The following is a 15,263-nucleotide window of genomic DNA, read 5'->3' on the forward strand; positions in this document are numbered from 1 at the left end:
CGAGCATGCGATGCACGCCGAACGACCGGCCGAGATCGGCGGGGTGGGAGGAGGCGGTGATGAGCGAGTCGCGAGGCGCCGTTCGGATGCCTTTGCCGATGCGATCCGCGGTCAGCACCGCGGTGATCGCCGCGAACCCCGAGGCGAACAGCAGTCCGACGCGCGCGATCGCCGAGAGTCCGTAGCCGATGAACGCGATCCATTTGGGCTGATCCGACCGGTCGGAGGCATATCCGCTCGCGATCCGCACCAGAGCGCTGACGCCCTGGTACAGCCCGTCGAGGAACCCGTACGCGATCGTCGAGAGCGTGAGGACCCCGGTGATGTACAGCGGCAGGATGGCGGCGACCGACTCCGACGAGATGTCGGTCAGCATCGACACGATGCCGAGCGTGATCACCGTCGACGACACCGTGCGGCCGCCGGCGCGGCCCCGACGGGACGTCTTCTCGCCCGGAGCGCTCTTGTCGGGGGCGCTCTTGTCGGGCTCCGGGCTACCGGTCAGCGAGATGTACACGTACCTAGCTTGCCCGGAAGACGCCGTAGATGGCGTATACCGTGCCCGTGCCGGACGAGGGTGAGAAGCTGAGCGCCAGCGACTCGTAGGGGCCGGCGTAGGAAACGCCCTCCGCAGAGCCCTCCGCCGCAGCACTCAGCCCCAGCGATGCCCACGCTGCGCGGAAATGCGCCTGGATCTCCTCTTGCGACGCGTTCGTGCGCGCCACGAGGGCGACCTGCATCGTGTCGCCTTCCGCCGCGATCGAGCTGTTCAGCACATCCGAGCCGGGCATGGGTCCCATGATGTCGGCCGGGAACCCCGCGACGAGTTCGTTGTCGCTCGATGCCGATGCGGGAAACGGAGCGGCGATCAGCGGTTCGGCCGGGGCGAGGGAGGGCAGCCGGATTCCTGAGGACTCCGACGGCGGCAGAACCTCGCTCCCCGTGGTCGGCGTCGCCCCAGGGACGGGGCCCTGCGTCGGGCTCGAGGCGACGGGGGTGGCGGCGACGTCGTCGGCACCGCGATTGGGCGATCCGAGGAACAGCCAGGCCGCGATGATCAGTCCGACGACGACGAGAGAACCCACGACGATCATCACGCGCAGCATCGCCGGCGTGAGCAAGGGCCGGCCGGCCTCAGGTGGCGTGCTCACGAGTCCCCTCCGGCCCGAAGCGGCACGGACATCGCGGTCTGCGAAGCAACGCGCGTCCTTCCGTCGACGACACCGCCGCCGGGCGTGGCGTCTTGCTCTGCCCTCGTGCGGCCGCGCGAACCCGCGCGCGCCGAGACTCGTCCCCCATGACACATGACATGCTCCCCAAAGCAATGCGAACAACCGCAGTCGCCCGCTCCCCAAGATCCCACTCGTGCCGAACCCCATAGCCGACACCGGTCTTCGTCCCACCGAAGACCTGGATCACCCCCACTTTACCTGTGCGCCCCGTGATTTGAAATGGTGAGCACCGTAATCCCCGTGGCACGCCGACGGCGACCGGTCGTGAGACCGGTCGCCGCGGCATCCGATGCTGCTCCCTGATCACCCTCTCCCAGAGTGATCAGGCGGGAATGAGCGCGGGCGCCTCCACTATGGTGGCGGCTGTGGGGGTCAGCGCGACCGGGAAACCCGTGCGCATCGGAGTCGGTTCCGTCGCCCTGCGGGCGAGGAGGTAGCGGTCGAACTCGGCGTCGTCGTCGAGGTCGACGAATCGGCGCCCGGCGGCGTCCTTCGGGCTCGCCGGGCCGCGGTCCGGGACGGCAGGACCGGGCTGCGTGAATCCGGAGACCTCGTCGAAGACGTCGACGTAGACCTCGGCCTGCGGGCGCCAGTCGAGCTGCGACGCGACGCGTTCACGCGCCTTGCGGCCGAGCGCGAGGCGCAGTTCGGGGTCGTCGATCAGCTTCTCGACGGCATCCGCGAACGCCGGGATATCGCTCGAGGGCGCGTAGATCAGCGCATCGCCGCCCGAAACGCGCGTCTCCAGAAGATCGAACGAGACGGCGGGCAGCCCGTAGGACATGTACTCCATCGTCTTGTTCATCGTCGAGAGATTGTTCAGCGGCGTGGCCAGGTCGGGGCAGAGTCCGATGTCGGCGCGGCTCAGGTACTCGGCGATCGCAGCGCGATCGACCCGACCCGTGAACGTGACGTGGTCGTCGAGACCGAGGTCGGTCGCCTGCTTCTTCAGATCGTCGAGGCAGTCGCCGAATCCGAGCAGCGTCGCGGTCACGTTCGTGCGGCCGCGGCGGTGCACGAGCTCGTCGACGACGAGCAGAACCTGATCGACGCCGTCCTGCGGTCCCATGATGCCGAGGTACACCAGCTCGATGCCGTCCTCAGGGCGCGGATTCGCGGGGTAGATCGGCCGCATCTGCTGGGTGTCGGGGCCGCTTCGGACCACCGAGACGTGTTCCGGCTGGCGACCACCACGCCTCACGGCGACCGACTTGTACGACTCGTTGGTCGAGATGATCCGGTCGGCGGCCCGGAACGAGCGGCGCTCGAGCCAGCGCAGTCCGGCGAGCTCCATGCGCTTGAGCAGGCCGTCCGGCTCGCCGAAGCGCGAGACGAACAGTTCGGGATTCAGGTCGTGGTGGTCGAAGACGAACTTCACACCGCGCGGGCGCCACAGCCGGGCGAGCGCCCAGTAGGTGTCGGGCGGATTGCACGCCTGGATGATGTCGAAGGGACGGTCCTTCCAGACCTTCAGCGAAAGCAGCGCGGTGCGCACCCAGCTGTACGCGAACTCCCACGCGAAGCCCAGCAGGCCCTCCGCATCCGGCGCCGGGTCGTACTTGTAGATGTCGACGCCGTCGATGTGCTGCCGCGCGGGATCGCCGGGGCCCTTCGGGCAGATCACGCTGACGTGGTAGCCGCGGGCGATGAGCGCCTGGCACTCCAGCCAGACCCGCCGATCGAGCGGGACGGGCAGGTTCTGCACGATGATCAGGACGTGCGGAGCCGATCCACGGATGCTCCCGCGCTTCCGTGCTGCCGCACCTTCGGTCGGGACAGCCGATGTCCCGCTCATGATGATTGCCATTCAGTACGCACCTTTCGGGGTGACCATGACCTTGGCGGTACGCCACATGATCATGAGGTCCGTCATGACGGACCAGTTCTCGACGTATCGGAGGTCCAGGCGGATGCTCTCGTCCCATGACAGGTCGCTGCGTCCGCTCACCTGCCAAAGGCCGGTGATTCCGGGCTTGATGTAGAGGCGGCGATAGACGGTGCCGTCGTACGCGGTCACCTCGCTGGGCAGCGGCGGGCGCGGACCCACAACGCTCATCTCGCCGCGGAGCACGTTCCAGAACTGCGGAAGCTCATCGAGCGAGAACTTGCGCAGGACGGCGCCGACGCGCGTGATGCGAGGGTCCCGCTTCAGCTTGAACAGCGGACCGGCCCCCTCGTTCTGGGCGCGGAGCGCGTCGAGCTCGGTTTCCGCCGTCGTGCGCATCGTGCGGAATTTGAGGATGCCGAACTCGCGGCCATCGCGGCCGACCCGGGTCTGCCGGAAGAACGCCGGCCCCCGATCGTCCAGCTTGATCAGCAGCGCGATGACGGGTGTCGCGAGCGCGATCGGAATCAGGGCGAGCGCGGCGACGGCGATGTCCATGGCGCGCTTGAGCAGGTGGATGCCGCCTTCGAACTCCGGGATCTGCACATGGATGAGCGGCAGCCCGTCCATCGGCCGGAGCGAGAGTCGGGGCCCTGCCACATCGGTCAGGCGGCTGGAGAGGATCAGCTCAGAAGCGGTGCCCTCGAGGTCCCAGCTGAGGCGCTTGATGAAGTCGGGGTCACCGGCTGGCCGGCTCGCGACGATGATGCTGTCCGCCCCGAGTTCGCGGGCGTGCACGGCGACGGAGTCGATGGTGCCGACCACCGGATACGCGCGTCCGTCTACGATCAGGCCGTCCGCCATCGGCTCGGTGGTCGCGGCGCCCACGACGATGTATCCGCGATTGCCGGCGCGCTCGAGGCTGCGGATGACGTACTCGATGTCATCGTTCGTGCCGGCGATGATGGTGCGTGTCGCGTAGCGGCCGAAGGCGCGCTGGCCCAGGAGCCACTTGCGCCAGATCCAGCGCCCCACGAGGAGAGCGAACAGCCCGACCGGAAGCGTGGCGAACAGCTGCACGCGCACGTCCTGCCACTGGAAGGCGATGAACAGCAGCGCGAGAAGGCCGAACGCGAGCCCGGTGGCGTGCGCGACGCGCTTGTACTCCGTCGCCCCCACTCCGACGGCGTCGGTGGTGCGGGTGCGAAAGAGCGCGAGCGCGAGCAGCCACACCGGCGCCGTCAGAGCGGTCACGCGGGCGGCGTGGACCAGCTCTGCGGCGCCGGCGGGTGCCATGAGGACGTCGAGCACGCCCGCGAGGGCGGTCACGGTCACGACGATCGCGGCATCCGTCAGCGAAAGACGGCGCGCGTAGCGGCGTTCCCACATCCGGCGTCGCTCGAGGGCCGGCTGGATGCGCGGCGCTACTGTCGTCGAAAGCGATTCGCTGACGGCGCGTGGCGCGGCGATCGGCCGGAAGATGCTGATCGGATCAGCAATGACTCCCGAAGCCGTCCCGACATCGATAGCGGTCACCGCGTATCAGCGGCATGACGCACGCACGAAAACTCGTCCCCAATTAACATGTGTTCCCCAACACAGTGACGAGACTCAACCCCAGTTGTGTCTCTTCCCCAGTACGTGAACCGAGTGGCCCCAGCCACCCGAAACCGAAGACATCCCACATGTCTCGGTCACGCGAGAATGACTCTACATGCAGACGCGCGATCTGGGAAGTTTCAGTTTCCGAGATTTTCGGCACGGCGAAAGAAGGGCCGCCAGCGCCCAGCGCTCAGGGTGTTGATGCCGCACTCGAGACGTCGCGCGCGGCGTGTCGCCACGACGCACAACGCCGCCGACGGGTGCTCGTAGTACTGCGGCCGCTACGCCGTGCCCTTCGCGGCGGCCGCGGAGTCGTCGGATCCATCGGTCTCAGCAGCCTTGTCCGCCTTGCCCGTCTCTTCTGTCTCGGAGTCGGCGCGCTGGGCGTGACCGGAGTCGAAGTGCTCGGCGACCAGCATGATTCCGCCCGACGAGCTCGCGGAGTTCGCCAGCTCCTCGACCCACTCCCGGCTCAGCAGCGGAGCCTCCGGCTCGTCGAAGACGAAGCGAAGAGGGATGGACGGGTGCAGCCACAGCGTGCTGCGCCCGCGTGGCTGATCCTCGGGATGGCGCCAAGAGACCGTGAAGCTCTCCCCACGGCGCAGCTTGGTCGCGATGACGACCTTGAGGTGCGCGAGCGCCCGGTCCTCGATATGGATGGGCGTCGCCGACCCGCCGTAGTAGATGGTTCCCACGTGATCCACAGTAGTGGCGGCGCCCCAATATGCCGCGCCGACGCAGGTGTCAAGGGCTCCCGCCCGGCGACGCCTGCCGCATAGCGTGAGTGCTCAGGAGGTTCACCGACCATGGCCAAGACCGACACCAGCTCCCCGACCACGACACGCTCCGCTCCGGGAGGCAAGGGAGTGAAGACGACCCGCCGGCAGAACGCCGAGAAGGGTTTCGTCGCGTCCAAGCAGCTCGATGAGAAGCTCCAGGCGGTGCTCGTGGATCTGCTGGAGCTGCAGATGCAGGGCAAGCAGGCGCACTGGAACGTCGTCGGTCGCAATTTCCGCGACACCCACCGGCAGCTGGATGACATCATCGCGGCCGCTCGCGAGTTCAGCGACACCGTGGCGGAGCGCATGCGCGCGCTCCACGCCGTGCCCGACGGCCGCAGCGACACGGTCGCCGATACCACCACGTTGCCCGAGTACCCGCAGGGCGAGATCGACACCAGCGAGACGGTCGATCTCATCACCGTGCGGCTCGAAGCGACGGTCGCGACCATTCGCGGAGTGCACGACGACGTCGACGAAGAGGATCCGACGAGCGCCGACATCCTGCACTCCATCATCGAAAAGCTCGAGCAGTTCGCGTGGATGGTCAGTGCAGAGAATCGCTCGCCGGCGAACCGCACCTGACCTTCATCGGCCGACGAGGCCGATGAACGCGTCGAGGCCCATGCCGTAGTCGATGCGAATGGTCGGCAGAGCGAGCTTGTCGGTGCCGATCCGCACATACCCGGGCTCGATGGTGCGCGCCATGGTGAAACCCGCCTGCGCGACGCCCTGCTTCGCGGTGTCGCTGTAATCCCCGAAGGGGTACGCCATCACCTCCTTCACCCCGAGCACTCCGGCAGAGGCCACGAGGTCGGCCGCGATCTCGTCCGCGGTCCAGTTCACCATCCGGCCGTCGCCGTTATCGCCGCCCTGATGCATGTCATGGGTGTGCGAACGCCGCAACACGTACGGTGAGGGCGCGGGATCCTGCCGGTACGCCGTGATCATGAAGGATGTCGCGAGCACCTTGTGCGCGTCGATCACGGGCACCGCGAGGTCGAACCACGTCTGATCGGCGTCATCGTCGGTGACGATCGCCGAGCGCGCGGGGAGGAAGAGCCGGCCGTCGATGAAGGCGCTGAGTTCGTCCCATGTCGGCAGGTAGAACTGCTGCTGAGCGAGGTAGGCCATGTGGGCATCGAAGTCGCCGATGTACGCGTAGTTGCCACGCAGCCAGCCGCTCTCCCCCTCGGGACGCGTCGTGAACTGGTGGTACATCAGGATGGGCACCCCGACGTCGGCGGCCGCGACCCCCTGAGGGCTCTTCCACGCGCCGTACAGGGTGATCTGCCGATCGGTGCAGACGACGGCATCCGCTCCGTTGATGCGCGACGCTTGCGCGAAGGCGGCGGCATCCTGCGGTGAGGGATACCACCCCGCGAACACCGCTCCCTCCCTCATGGGGATCGGGAGATGCGCGTAGAGAAGTCCCCGCTGTTCGAGCACGGGGGCATCGAGTATCGCCTCGCCGGCGAAGCTCACCACGCAGGCATTCGCATCCCCGCTGTCGGCGAGCAGTCGCTCGGCGGGGGTGAGCGGTGTGGGCGTCGGCGTGGGTGTCGTGTCGCGGGTCGGTGCGGGGGACATGGATGCCGTCGGCGAATTCGTCCCCGCCGACCGCTGGAGGACCGCGATCACGGCGATCGTGCTCGCGATCGCGCCGACGATCGCCGCTGTGCAGACCACGAACAGCAACCTGCGGGACGCGGGCGCGCGCCCGCGTGGCCGCGTGGCACGTCGCGTGTTCCGCCCGCGCCCACCCCGCATGTCGATCGCCCCCACTTCGACCCGGTTCGCACCCCCGTGCGAGCCGTCATGCGGATCTTATTCCGAAGGGGTCGGGGGAACCGGCAGCCGGATCGGGCCGTCGCCACATCCGAGGGCTGGGCGGTCGACCCAGGTGCAATCCGGCACGCATTGATCGACAATTGAGGTGCGTTGTTTCGCGTGTCGGCGTCTCACATGCACCGGCGCGATCAGGTCGGTTCGAGATGTGGGAGGGCTGCCATGGGCAAGTTCATCTACGACTCGCTCGTGAAGGTCGACTTCGAGGATCGATTGCTCGCCCACCTGCAGCTGGTGATCGGCGCGAAGATGCGCCGCGGCGAGTCTTTCCACTTCACATGGAAGGACGATCCGAGCATCGGGGATGGGCGGACGACGGTGTGGATCCACCCCCGCTGTGCCATCGTGTACAAGTTCTACGGAAGCAAGAAACCGGCGATCAATCGAGCCTGGATCGACGCGCTGGTCTTCACCGCCAACTCGCCGACGGGCCTGTACGCGGTGCCGGAGCCCCCGGAATACGACAGCGACGGGAGCGAACGACATGAAGTCGATCGGCATTCGCTGCGCAGCTGACTTCCCTCCGGCGAGCGGTGCGGGTCGCGGGCGACGTGACGCGCAGGCCCCCGCGCGGTAGCGTTTTCGTGACGCAGGGAGTGTGCAATGAATGAGTCTTTCGCCGCGGCGATGGAGACGCTCGAGCGCACCCCTGACCGTCCCGAGGTCTTCTGCGACGCGTTCATCGGCGTGTTTCCGGTATCCGGTGCGTCCGTCTCTACGATCGGAGACGTCCTCGGCACCGAGACGCTCGCTGCCAGTGATCGACGGGCCGCGCGACTGGACGAACTGCAGTTCGACCTCGGCGAGGGTCCGTGCTGGGACGCCATGCGCTCGGCGCGTCCCGTTCTGGCGCCCGACGTGCAGGGCACGGGTCGCACCCGATGGCCCAGCTTCTCGGCATCGCTTCGCGACCAGAGGGTGAGCTCCGTTTTCGCGTTCCCGCTCGTGGTGGGCCCGTTGCGCTTCGGAGCGATCGACCTCTACGCGTCGGATCCCGTGCACTTCGGGGCCACCCAGACCCGGCAGGCCGGGGCGATGGCCGACGTCATCAGTCGTCACGTGCTTCGTCAGGCGCTGTCGTCGGTCGCGGAGGGCGCCGACGACGGCGGCAATGCGTACTCGCGCCGCCTGATCCACCAGGCGTCCGGAATGGTGCTCGCCCAGATCGACGTGTCGGCGGATGACGCCCGGCTCGTCATCCAAGGCCACGCGTTCGCGGCGGGTCGCCCGATGATGGAGATCGCCCAGGACATCCTCGACGGTCGCCTGCGCTTCGCGCGACTGGGCAGTCGGATCGAGGTGGTCCAATGACCAATCAGACCCGCGAGCGGGCGCTGCTCGAGACGTTCGCCCGGCTCGCCGACACGCTGGTCGATGACTACGACGTGGTCGAACTGCTGCAGATGCTCGTGGAGACCTGCCGGGACACGCTCGATATGACCGCCGCCGGCATCCTCCTCGCCGATGGTCGGGGTGAGCTCGAGGTCGTCGCCTCGACGAGCGAATCCAGCCGGCTCGTGGAAGTGATGCAGCTCAGCGCCGAGGCCGGGCCATGCGTCGAGAGCTACCGAAGCGGGCGGCGCGTGTCGGTGCCGGACATCGAGTCGTCGCCCCCCGAGTGGGCGCAGTTCAGGGCCAGTGCGCTCACCCAGGGGTTTCGAGCGGTGGACGCACTTCCGCTGCGACTGCGCGAGTCGACGATCGGGACTCTCAACCTCCTGCGGTCTGAACCCGGCCCCGCGCCCGAGGAGGACGTCACCGCGGCACAGGCCTTCGCGGACGTCGCGACCATCGGCATCCTGCACGAACGGTCCATCCGCGAGAGTGTGATCCTCTCGGAGCAGCTGCAGGCCGCGCTGAGCAGCCGGATCGTCATCGAGCAAGCGAAGGGGGTCGTTGCGCACACCCGCGGGGTCTCCATCGACGAGGCGTTCACGGTGATCCGCGACTATGCGAGATCGCACCGCCTCGGCCTGAGCCTTGTCGCAGCCCAGCTCGTCGATCGCACCCTCACCCTGTAGCTCTGCCTCGATGCCCTCTGGTGGTCACACGGCGCTGAGCGCCTTGGACTTCAGCGAGTCGTACTCGGCCTGCGTGATCGCACCGGAGTCGAGCAGCTTCTTGGCCGACTCGATCTCGGCGGCCGGCGAAGACGACGATCCGGCGACGTCGCGGATGTAGCTGTTCGTCTGCGCCTGAGCCGCCTCCGCTTCGGCCCGCTGGCGTTCTCCCATGCTCCTGCCGCGCGCGATGAGGTAGATGATCGCTGCGAGGAAGGGAACGAGGATCAGGAAGATGACCCAGAGCGCCTTCGCGCCTCCGCCCAGAGTGTGGTCGCGGAAGATGTCGATGAAGATCGTGATGAAGATCCAGATGCACGCCACAGCGATGTAGAACCAGAAGACCCAGACCAAGAAGTCCCAAATGCTCATGATGACCAACCTTTTCTTTAGGCGGTTGCGCGATCGCCCCCGACGAGTGAGTCAAAGTTAGCGGCAGGGTCGACAGGCGAGCATCATGCAGATCGCGTGACCCGGGTGGATACCGCCCCGTTGTCGCACGCCACGGACGCCCCTATCATTCAGGTGTGAGCGGCCCCCGGGCTGTACCAGCTGCGGCGCCCTCGATGGATGCACCAATGCTCGATGCAAAGCTCAGCGCTCCTGCGCCACGGGCCGGCTTCATCGATCGGGCCGACATCATCGACAGCGCTCGGGATGGCGCGCGCCGCATCGTGGCCGTTACCGCCCCGGCCGGCTACGGCAAGACGAGCCTGCTCGCGCAATGGGCGGTCTTCGAAGACCGCCCCGTCGCGTGGGTCTCACTGGATCGGTTCGACGATGATCCGGTGACTCTTCTCGCGCTGCTCGCATCCGCCTACGTTCGGGCGACGGGGTCCGACCCGGCCGTCATCGCCGACATGCGCGTTCACGCGGTGGCCACCCTCGGCCGGGCTGCTCCTCGCCTGGCCTCGGCGCTGCGCGCGAGTCCGCGACCGTTCGTGCTCATGGTCGACGACCTCCATGTACTGACGTCTCCCGCGTGCCACGATGTGCTGGGCGTCGTTCTGGCCGGCATTCCGGAGGGGTCCCAGTTCGTCACGGCGAGCCGCGCGGCGCAGCCGCACGCCACCCGGAGCCGGGTTTCGGGAGACCTTCGCGAGGTCGGGGTGGAGGACCTCGCGCTCGATGTAGAGGGGGCGCGACAGATCTTCCGCCTCGCGAAGGTGCCGGTGACGCCGGACTTGTTGCAGGCCGTCACGGAGCGGACCGAGGGCTGGCCCGTCGGCCTGCACCTTGCCGCCTTGATCGCGCGCGACACCCGTGAGCCTTCGGCCGTCATCGTCGGCGATGACCGATATGTTGCGGACTACCTCTACCGCGAGTCCTTCGCCGTTCTCGCACCCGACATTCAGCTGTTCCTCCGTCGCACCTCCATGCTGGAGCGGTTCTCCGATGAGCTCTGCCGAGCCGTGCTGGGGGAGGAGACGGCGATTCGGCTGAGCGAGCTGGAGAGTTCCAACGTCTTCCTGATCCCGCAGGATCGGACCCGCTCGTGGTATCGGTTCCACCCGCTCTACCGCGAGTTCCTGCAGGGCGAACTTCGTCGCGAGGAACCGGATGTGAGTGCAGGGCTGCACTCTCGCGCGGCCGACTGGTACGAGTCGCACGACGTGCCTGCGATGGCGATCGATCACCTGCTCCAGACGGGTGATCGCGCCCGGGCGGGGGCACTGATCGCCCGGCTTGCGCTGTCGACCTACCAGGCAGGCGAGATGGTCACGCTGCAACGGTGGCTCACGGCCCTGGGCGATCGGGCGATCCAGGAGTGCCCGACCCTTGGGGTGGTGTCGGGATGGATGGCGGTGCACTCCGGGCACGCCGCCGAGGCCGACCGCTGGGCCGCCGGTCTCGAGACGGCCACATTCGACGGCACTCCGGCGGATGGCACGGCCTCGTTCCCTTCGGCGAGGGCGATGCTCCGCTCGGCGATGTGCGCGCTGGGGCCGGAGCAGATGCTGGCCGACGCCCGGTTCGCCATCGAATCCGAGCCGTCGTGGAGTCCGTGGCGCGACATCGCCCTGTACCTCGGTGGTGAGGCCAGCCTGCTCGCGGGAGACGCCGAGCGCGCCGCTGCGTACTTCACCGAGGTGTCGGCGAGTGTGGCGGGCGCAGGGAACGCCGACGTGCAGACCCTCAGCCACACGTATCTCGCGATGGTCTCGATGGCGGGCGGGCGGTGGGAGGATGCCGCCGAGCAGCTGGCGACGGCGCTGTCGCTGATCGAGGCTCATCGACTGCAGGATTATCCGAACGCCCTGCTGACGTTCGCGGGATTGGCTCGGCTTGCAGCCCACCGCGGCGACCTCGCGATGGCGCATCGTGAACTGACCCGCGCGATGCGCGCCCGTCCCGCCTGCACGTATGCCCTTCCGACGGTCGCGGTTCGGGTGCGCATCCATCTCGCCACGACCTACTGGTCTCTCGGCGACGCCGCGACCGCAAGACACCTCGTGCGCGAGATCGACGACATCCTCCTGCATCGGCCGGCGCTGGGTGCGCTCCTCGATCAGATCGCGTCGCTGAAGGCCCTCGTCACGACGGCGACCAACGGCACGAGGGGTGGACCGCCGCTCACGCCCGCCGAACTGCGCCTGCTACCGTACCTGCAGACTCATCTCACCCTGCCCGAGATCGCCGCGCGTCTCTTCGTCTCTCGCAACACCGTGAGCACAGAGGTCGGCGCGATCTACCGCAAGCTCGGCGTCGCATCGCGCAGCGAGGCAGTGGATCGGGCCACCGCCGTCGGCCTGCTCGGCGGGTAGGCCGAACTCAGTCCACGATGGCGTCGACGTCGAGGCCGAGGGCCAACGCGAGAAGCGGCGCCGCCGTCACCACGCGCGGAGTACCGACCACGGGGCGGATGCCGATCAGCACGGCGACGATCTCGTCTGTCGTCGCGCCCGCGCTCAGTGCCGCATCGGCGTGCTCGCCGAAGGAGGGCTCCGATCCTCCCACCGCGACGAGCGAGGCGAGCCGTGCGATGGCGAGCGTCTTGGCATCCAAGCCCGCGTCATCGCAGGAGACACCGAATTCGTCGTCGAGCAGCAGGGGATCGTTCACGGCGATCCGGCGCAGCCGGTCCTTGTAGTCCGACATCGTCGACCTCCCGCCGGCGTTAGCGCGCGACCGCCGATCGGGGGTCTGAACACGAACGTACGTCGCGAGCCACCTCCCCACATCACGCAGATCGAGTGACCTGCCTCCCCGCGGTCGGGAGGGGCTGCTCCAACCGCTACGATCAGCGCGTGGGGAGATTCATATACGACACGATCGGCAATGCGATCGACATCGACGACAGGACGCTCGCGCATCTGCGCATCGTCATCATGAACAAGCTGCGCCGCTCCGAGTCGTTCATGTTCGATGTCGAGGTCGGAGACGGCAGCGGTCGGCGGAGCTTCTGGATGCATCCGTCCGTGCCCCTGCAGTTCCAGTTCTTCGGAAGCCGGTCGCCGCAGATCAACCGCACCTGGGTCGAGGAGATGATGCTGGCAGCAAGTGGGCCGAACGGGCTCACCGTGCTGCCGGAGCCCGAGGATGCCCCACGCCCCGAGACTCACCAAGGCTGACCGCACCGGCTAGAGGCAAGTCGGACACCTGTCAAGGGGTGATGCTGAAGCCGGTCCGTGCGGCATCGTGATCCCTGCAGGAGGTGGAGGTGCCGGGGCCGCATCGCGGGTGCCCGCGGCGTTTCGCGTCGAGATGAAGACCATCGTCACGTCATACGGGTCATACCTCACCGGGACGGAGATCGCAGATGCCGTCACGGCGTACGGTCTCGCCCTCGCTCGAGTGCAGGGCGTGGACATCGTCGACATCCCGTTCCTGTCCTCGGACGGATCGGTCAGCCGGGTCTCGCTGAGGGTCGGGTGGTTGAGCGACATGGCGGTCGTCACGGTCAGGGCCGCAGCCGACGAAGTCCTCGAGATCGACACCATCATGACCATCCTGACGAAGACCAGCCGCCTCGAGGCGCGCCAAGGGCTCGCATTCGCCTATGAAGACATCGAGCAGCTCCGCTCCAGCGACCTCAACTGGGACGACATCATCTAGACCGTCTGGCGCACCTGCAGAAGCGGGCATTCGAAGGGGTCGCGCTCGCCCAGGCCCACGCGGTTGATGTAGCGGACGACGATCCCGTACGACTGGAACAGGCCGGTCTGCGTGTAGGTCACCCCGCGCTCGCGACAGTACTCGGCGATGATCCCCGACGCGGCGCGCAGGTGCGGCCGGGGCATCGACGGGAAGAGATGGTGCTCGATCTGGTAGTTGAGCCCGCCCATCACGGTGTCGAGCACTCGGCCTCCGCGGATGTTGCGGCTCATCAGCACCTGGCGTCGGAGGAAGTCGATCTTCATTCCGGCCGGCACGAGCGGCATGCCCTTGTGGTTCGGTGCGAAGGACATGCCCATGTAGACCCCGAACAGGCCGAGCTGCACGCCGAGGAACGCGAAGGCGACTCCGGGGGAGAGCACGAGGAAGACCAGGGTCAGGTAGCCGACGATCCGCACCATGATGAACGCGATCTCGACGGGGCGCCGTCGCAACGGCTCGCGGGAGACCACGCGGCGCACGCTCGACGCGTGCAGTGAGAGCCCTTCGAGCAGCAGGATCGGGAAGAAGAAGACACCTTGGTGCGCCACCATCCATCCCACGGGCCACACGCGCGTCGCGCGTCGTTGGGCCTGATCGGGCGTGAAGGAGATGACCGGGAGGTCGATGTCGGGGTCGGTGCCGATCTTGTTGGGGTTGGCGTGGTGCCGCGTGTGCTTGTGCTGCCACCATCCGTAGCTCATGCCCACGAAGAGATTGCCGATCACGAGGGTCGTCCAGTCGTTCCACCGCCCGGACCGGAAGATCTGGCGGTGCGCCGCGTCGTGCCCCAGCATCGCGATCTGCGTGAGGATGACGGCCATGACCCCGGCGGTGATCAGCTGCCACCAGGTGTCACCGAGCATGATGAACACCGCGATGGCCGCGCCGAAGACGACGGGCACCGCGATCAGCTTCGTCCAGTAATAGCCGTAGCGGCGCCGCATGAGACCGCTCGCCGCGATGACGTGCGCGAGTTCGGTGAAGTCGTTCGCTCTGTCGCGCCGGATGGGCGCGGACTCGACCGAAGCGGAGGATGTGGTGGCCATTGTGCAACCCCTGACGCTGATGGCGGCTTCTGCTGCATGTCGGGGTCCCGGACATCCACTTCTCAATGTACGCCGGTGCGTGCGGATCGGCGAGAGTGCCAGCCACTTCACGGGTTCGAGGTCGCGCGCATCATGAACACAGCTCTGAGCGCGTTGGCGGGCCGCTTCGAGATGTCGCGCATCGCGGCGCGCCACGGGACGGATCGCTACGCTAAACGCATGACAACGCTGGTGCTGACCGTCGTCGGCGACGATCGCGAAGGGCTCGTCGCCGCCGTGGCAGAGATCGTCGCGGCGCACGGCGGCAACTGGGAGAACAGTCAGCTCGCCGAGCTCTCCGGCGCCTTCGCGGGAATCATCCAGGTCTCGGTGGCGGTGGAACGGGCCGACGCGCTGCGCGCGGCGCTCCAGACGCTCGATGGGCTGCTGACGGTGACAGCGCACTCAAGCGACACTGCGGGGGCCGACACCGCGCAACCCCGCCGCTTCTCGTTCCGGGTGCTGGGCAACGATCACCCCGGCATCGTGCGCGAGGTCTCATCGGCACTCACTGCGCACGGTCTGAGCATCGAGCGCATGACGACCCAGACGCGCGACGCGGCGATGGCCGGCGGCCGGCTCTTCGAGGCGACGATCGTCGCGAAGGTGCCGGCATCCGTCGATGTGGATGCCGTGCGAGAGGCGATCGAACGGCTAGCGGCCGAGATCCAGGTGGACGTCACCCTCACGCACTGATCGCGGGTGGCGCTCGTCGAAACGGGTGGGGCGACGAT

Annotated in this window: 16 protein-coding genes and 1 pseudogene; 8 read left to right on the forward strand and 9 right to left on the reverse strand. The window is 67.6% G+C overall.

From position 1 onward, the window contains the following. The 5 genes and pseudogenes from VNT50_RS11700 to VNT50_RS11720 form a co-directional block, all read right to left on the reverse strand. Positions 1 to 517 (reverse strand): MFS transporter (locus tag VNT50_RS11700; RefSeq protein WP_414683965.1); only part of this gene is annotated, 517 nt, incomplete at its 3' end. 4 nt (positions 518 to 521) lie between these two features. Further along, on the reverse strand, positions 522 to 1,151 hold the full coding sequence (locus VNT50_RS11705; protein ID WP_325485294.1) for a hypothetical protein: 630 nt from the start codon (positions 1,149 to 1,151) through the stop codon (positions 522 to 524). Positions 1,152 to 1,554: 403 nt separating this feature from the next. Beyond that, a complete protein-coding gene (locus VNT50_RS11710) occupies positions 1,555 to 3,027 on the reverse strand; it encodes a glycosyltransferase family 4 protein (protein ID WP_325485295.1) in 1,473 nt (490 codons plus the stop codon). Positions 3,028 to 3,039: 12 nt separating this feature from the next. Further along, on the reverse strand, positions 3,040 to 4,446 hold the full coding sequence (locus VNT50_RS11715) for a sugar transferase (RefSeq protein WP_414683966.1): 1,407 nt from the start codon (positions 4,444 to 4,446) through the stop codon (positions 3,040 to 3,042). Positions 4,447 to 5,054: 608 nt separating this feature from the next. Beyond that, positions 5,055 to 5,354: pseudogene (locus tag VNT50_RS11720) on the reverse strand (DUF7882 family protein); the annotation flags it as partial. Positions 5,355 to 5,465: 111 nt separating this feature from the next. On the opposite strand from VNT50_RS11720, the gene VNT50_RS11725 reads away from it, so the two are divergent. Further along, positions 5,466 to 6,023, forward strand: a complete 558-nt coding sequence (locus VNT50_RS11725; protein WP_325485297.1) for a Dps family protein — start codon at positions 5,466 to 5,468, stop codon at positions 6,021 to 6,023. Between the two features lie 3 nt (positions 6,024 to 6,026). Here the strand turns inward: VNT50_RS11725 and VNT50_RS11730 are convergent, their stop codons facing one another. Then, positions 6,027 to 7,127: a polysaccharide deacetylase family protein gene (locus tag VNT50_RS11730; protein ID WP_325485298.1), complete on the reverse strand. Its 1,101-nt coding sequence runs from the start codon at positions 7,125 to 7,127 to the stop codon at positions 6,027 to 6,029. Between the two features lie 321 nt (positions 7,128 to 7,448). Here VNT50_RS11730 and VNT50_RS11735 point away from each other — a divergent pair, with 321 nt between their 5' ends. The 3 genes from VNT50_RS11735 to VNT50_RS11745 all read left to right on the forward strand — a co-directional run bounded on the left by VNT50_RS11735 (position 7,449) and on the right by VNT50_RS11745 (position 9,307). Then, the gene (locus VNT50_RS11735; protein ID WP_325485299.1) at positions 7,449 to 7,802 is read left to right on the forward strand and encodes a DUF7882 family protein; all 354 of its coding nucleotides are present in this window, start codon (positions 7,449 to 7,451) and stop codon (positions 7,800 to 7,802) included. An 87-nt stretch (positions 7,803 to 7,889) separates the two neighbouring features. Further along, positions 7,890 to 8,597, forward strand: a complete 708-nt coding sequence (locus VNT50_RS11740; protein ID WP_325485300.1) for a GAF and ANTAR domain-containing protein — start codon at positions 7,890 to 7,892, stop codon at positions 8,595 to 8,597. Beyond that, positions 8,594 to 9,307: a GAF and ANTAR domain-containing protein gene (locus VNT50_RS11745; protein WP_325485301.1), complete on the forward strand. Its 714-nt coding sequence runs from the start codon at positions 8,594 to 8,596 to the stop codon at positions 9,305 to 9,307. Before VNT50_RS11740 ends, VNT50_RS11745 begins: the two co-directional genes overlap by 4 nt. 24 nt (positions 9,308 to 9,331) lie before the next feature. On the opposite strand, the gene VNT50_RS11750 is transcribed toward VNT50_RS11745, so the two are convergent. Further along, positions 9,332 to 9,718: an SHOCT domain-containing protein gene (locus VNT50_RS11750; RefSeq protein WP_325485302.1), complete on the reverse strand. Its 387-nt coding sequence runs from the start codon at positions 9,716 to 9,718 to the stop codon at positions 9,332 to 9,334. 206 nt (positions 9,719 to 9,924) lie between these two features. On the opposite strand from VNT50_RS11750, the gene VNT50_RS11755 reads away from it, so the two are divergent. Then, positions 9,925 to 12,111, forward strand: coding sequence for a winged helix-turn-helix domain-containing protein (locus VNT50_RS11755; RefSeq protein ID WP_325485303.1), 2,187 nt, complete (start codon positions 9,925 to 9,927; stop codon positions 12,109 to 12,111). Positions 12,112 to 12,118: 7 nt separating this feature from the next. Here the strand turns inward: VNT50_RS11755 and VNT50_RS11760 are convergent, their stop codons facing one another. After that, positions 12,119 to 12,445, reverse strand: a complete 327-nt coding sequence (locus VNT50_RS11760) for a carboxymuconolactone decarboxylase family protein (protein WP_325485304.1) — start codon at positions 12,443 to 12,445, stop codon at positions 12,119 to 12,121. Positions 12,446 to 12,594: 149 nt separating this feature from the next. Between VNT50_RS11760 and VNT50_RS11765 the strand changes: the two genes are divergently transcribed. Beyond that, entirely contained in the window at positions 12,595 to 12,918 is a 324-nt protein-coding gene (locus VNT50_RS11765) for a DUF7882 family protein (protein WP_325485305.1), read from the forward strand. A 133-nt stretch (positions 12,919 to 13,051) separates the two neighbouring features. Further along, positions 13,052 to 13,402, forward strand: coding sequence for a hypothetical protein (locus VNT50_RS11770; RefSeq protein WP_325485306.1), 351 nt, complete (start codon positions 13,052 to 13,054; stop codon positions 13,400 to 13,402). Here VNT50_RS11770 and VNT50_RS11775 read toward each other — a convergent pair. After that, on the reverse strand, positions 13,399 to 14,490 hold the full coding sequence (locus VNT50_RS11775; protein WP_325485307.1) for a fatty acid desaturase family protein: 1,092 nt from the start codon (positions 14,488 to 14,490) through the stop codon (positions 13,399 to 13,401). The two genes, VNT50_RS11770 and VNT50_RS11775, sit on opposite strands and share 4 nt — an antisense overlap. Before the next feature lie 219 nt (positions 14,491 to 14,709). Between VNT50_RS11775 and VNT50_RS11780 the strand changes: the two genes are divergently transcribed. Further along, complete coding sequence (locus VNT50_RS11780; RefSeq protein ID WP_325485308.1) at positions 14,710 to 15,225, forward strand: glycine cleavage system transcriptional repressor; 516 nt, start codon at positions 14,710 to 14,712, stop codon at positions 15,223 to 15,225. Positions 15,226 to 15,263 lie beyond the last annotated feature (38 nt).

Origin of the sequence: Microbacterium sp., from assembly GCF_035554235.1 — a bacterium.
GTDB lineage: Bacteria > Actinomycetota > Actinomycetes > Actinomycetales > Microbacteriaceae > Microbacterium.

Bases quoted from the DNA above. Each gene is read 5' to 3' on its own strand.
- VNT50_RS11710 (WP_325485295.1), bottom strand. From the start codon at position 3,027: ATGAGCGGGACATCGGCTGTCCCGACCGAAGGTGCGGCAGCACGGAAG.
- VNT50_RS11715 (WP_414683966.1), bottom strand. From the start codon at position 4,446: ATGTGGGAACGCCGCTACGCGCGCCGTCTTTCGCTGACGGATGCCGCG.
- VNT50_RS11725 (WP_325485297.1), top strand. From the start codon at position 5,466: ATGGCCAAGACCGACACCAGCTCCCCGACCACGACACGCTCCGCTCCG.
- VNT50_RS11735 (WP_325485299.1), top strand. From the start codon at position 7,449: ATGGGCAAGTTCATCTACGACTCGCTCGTGAAGGTCGACTTCGAGGAT.
- VNT50_RS11740 (WP_325485300.1), top strand. From the start codon at position 7,890: ATGAATGAGTCTTTCGCCGCGGCGATGGAGACGCTCGAGCGCACCCCT.
- VNT50_RS11745 (WP_325485301.1), top strand. From the start codon at position 8,594: ATGACCAATCAGACCCGCGAGCGGGCGCTGCTCGAGACGTTCGCCCGG.
- VNT50_RS11750 (WP_325485302.1), bottom strand. From the start codon at position 9,718: ATGAGCATTTGGGACTTCTTGGTCTGGGTCTTCTGGTTCTACATCGCT.
- VNT50_RS11755 (WP_325485303.1), top strand. From the start codon at position 9,925: ATGCTCGATGCAAAGCTCAGCGCTCCTGCGCCACGGGCCGGCTTCATC.
- VNT50_RS11760 (WP_325485304.1), bottom strand. From the start codon at position 12,445: ATGTCGGACTACAAGGACCGGCTGCGCCGGATCGCCGTGAACGATCCC.
- VNT50_RS11770 (WP_325485306.1), top strand. From the start codon at position 13,052: ATGAAGACCATCGTCACGTCATACGGGTCATACCTCACCGGGACGGAG.
- VNT50_RS11775 (WP_325485307.1), bottom strand. From the start codon at position 14,490: ATGGCCACCACATCCTCCGCTTCGGTCGAGTCCGCGCCCATCCGGCGC.
- VNT50_RS11780 (WP_325485308.1), top strand. From the start codon at position 14,710: ATGACAACGCTGGTGCTGACCGTCGTCGGCGACGATCGCGAAGGGCTC.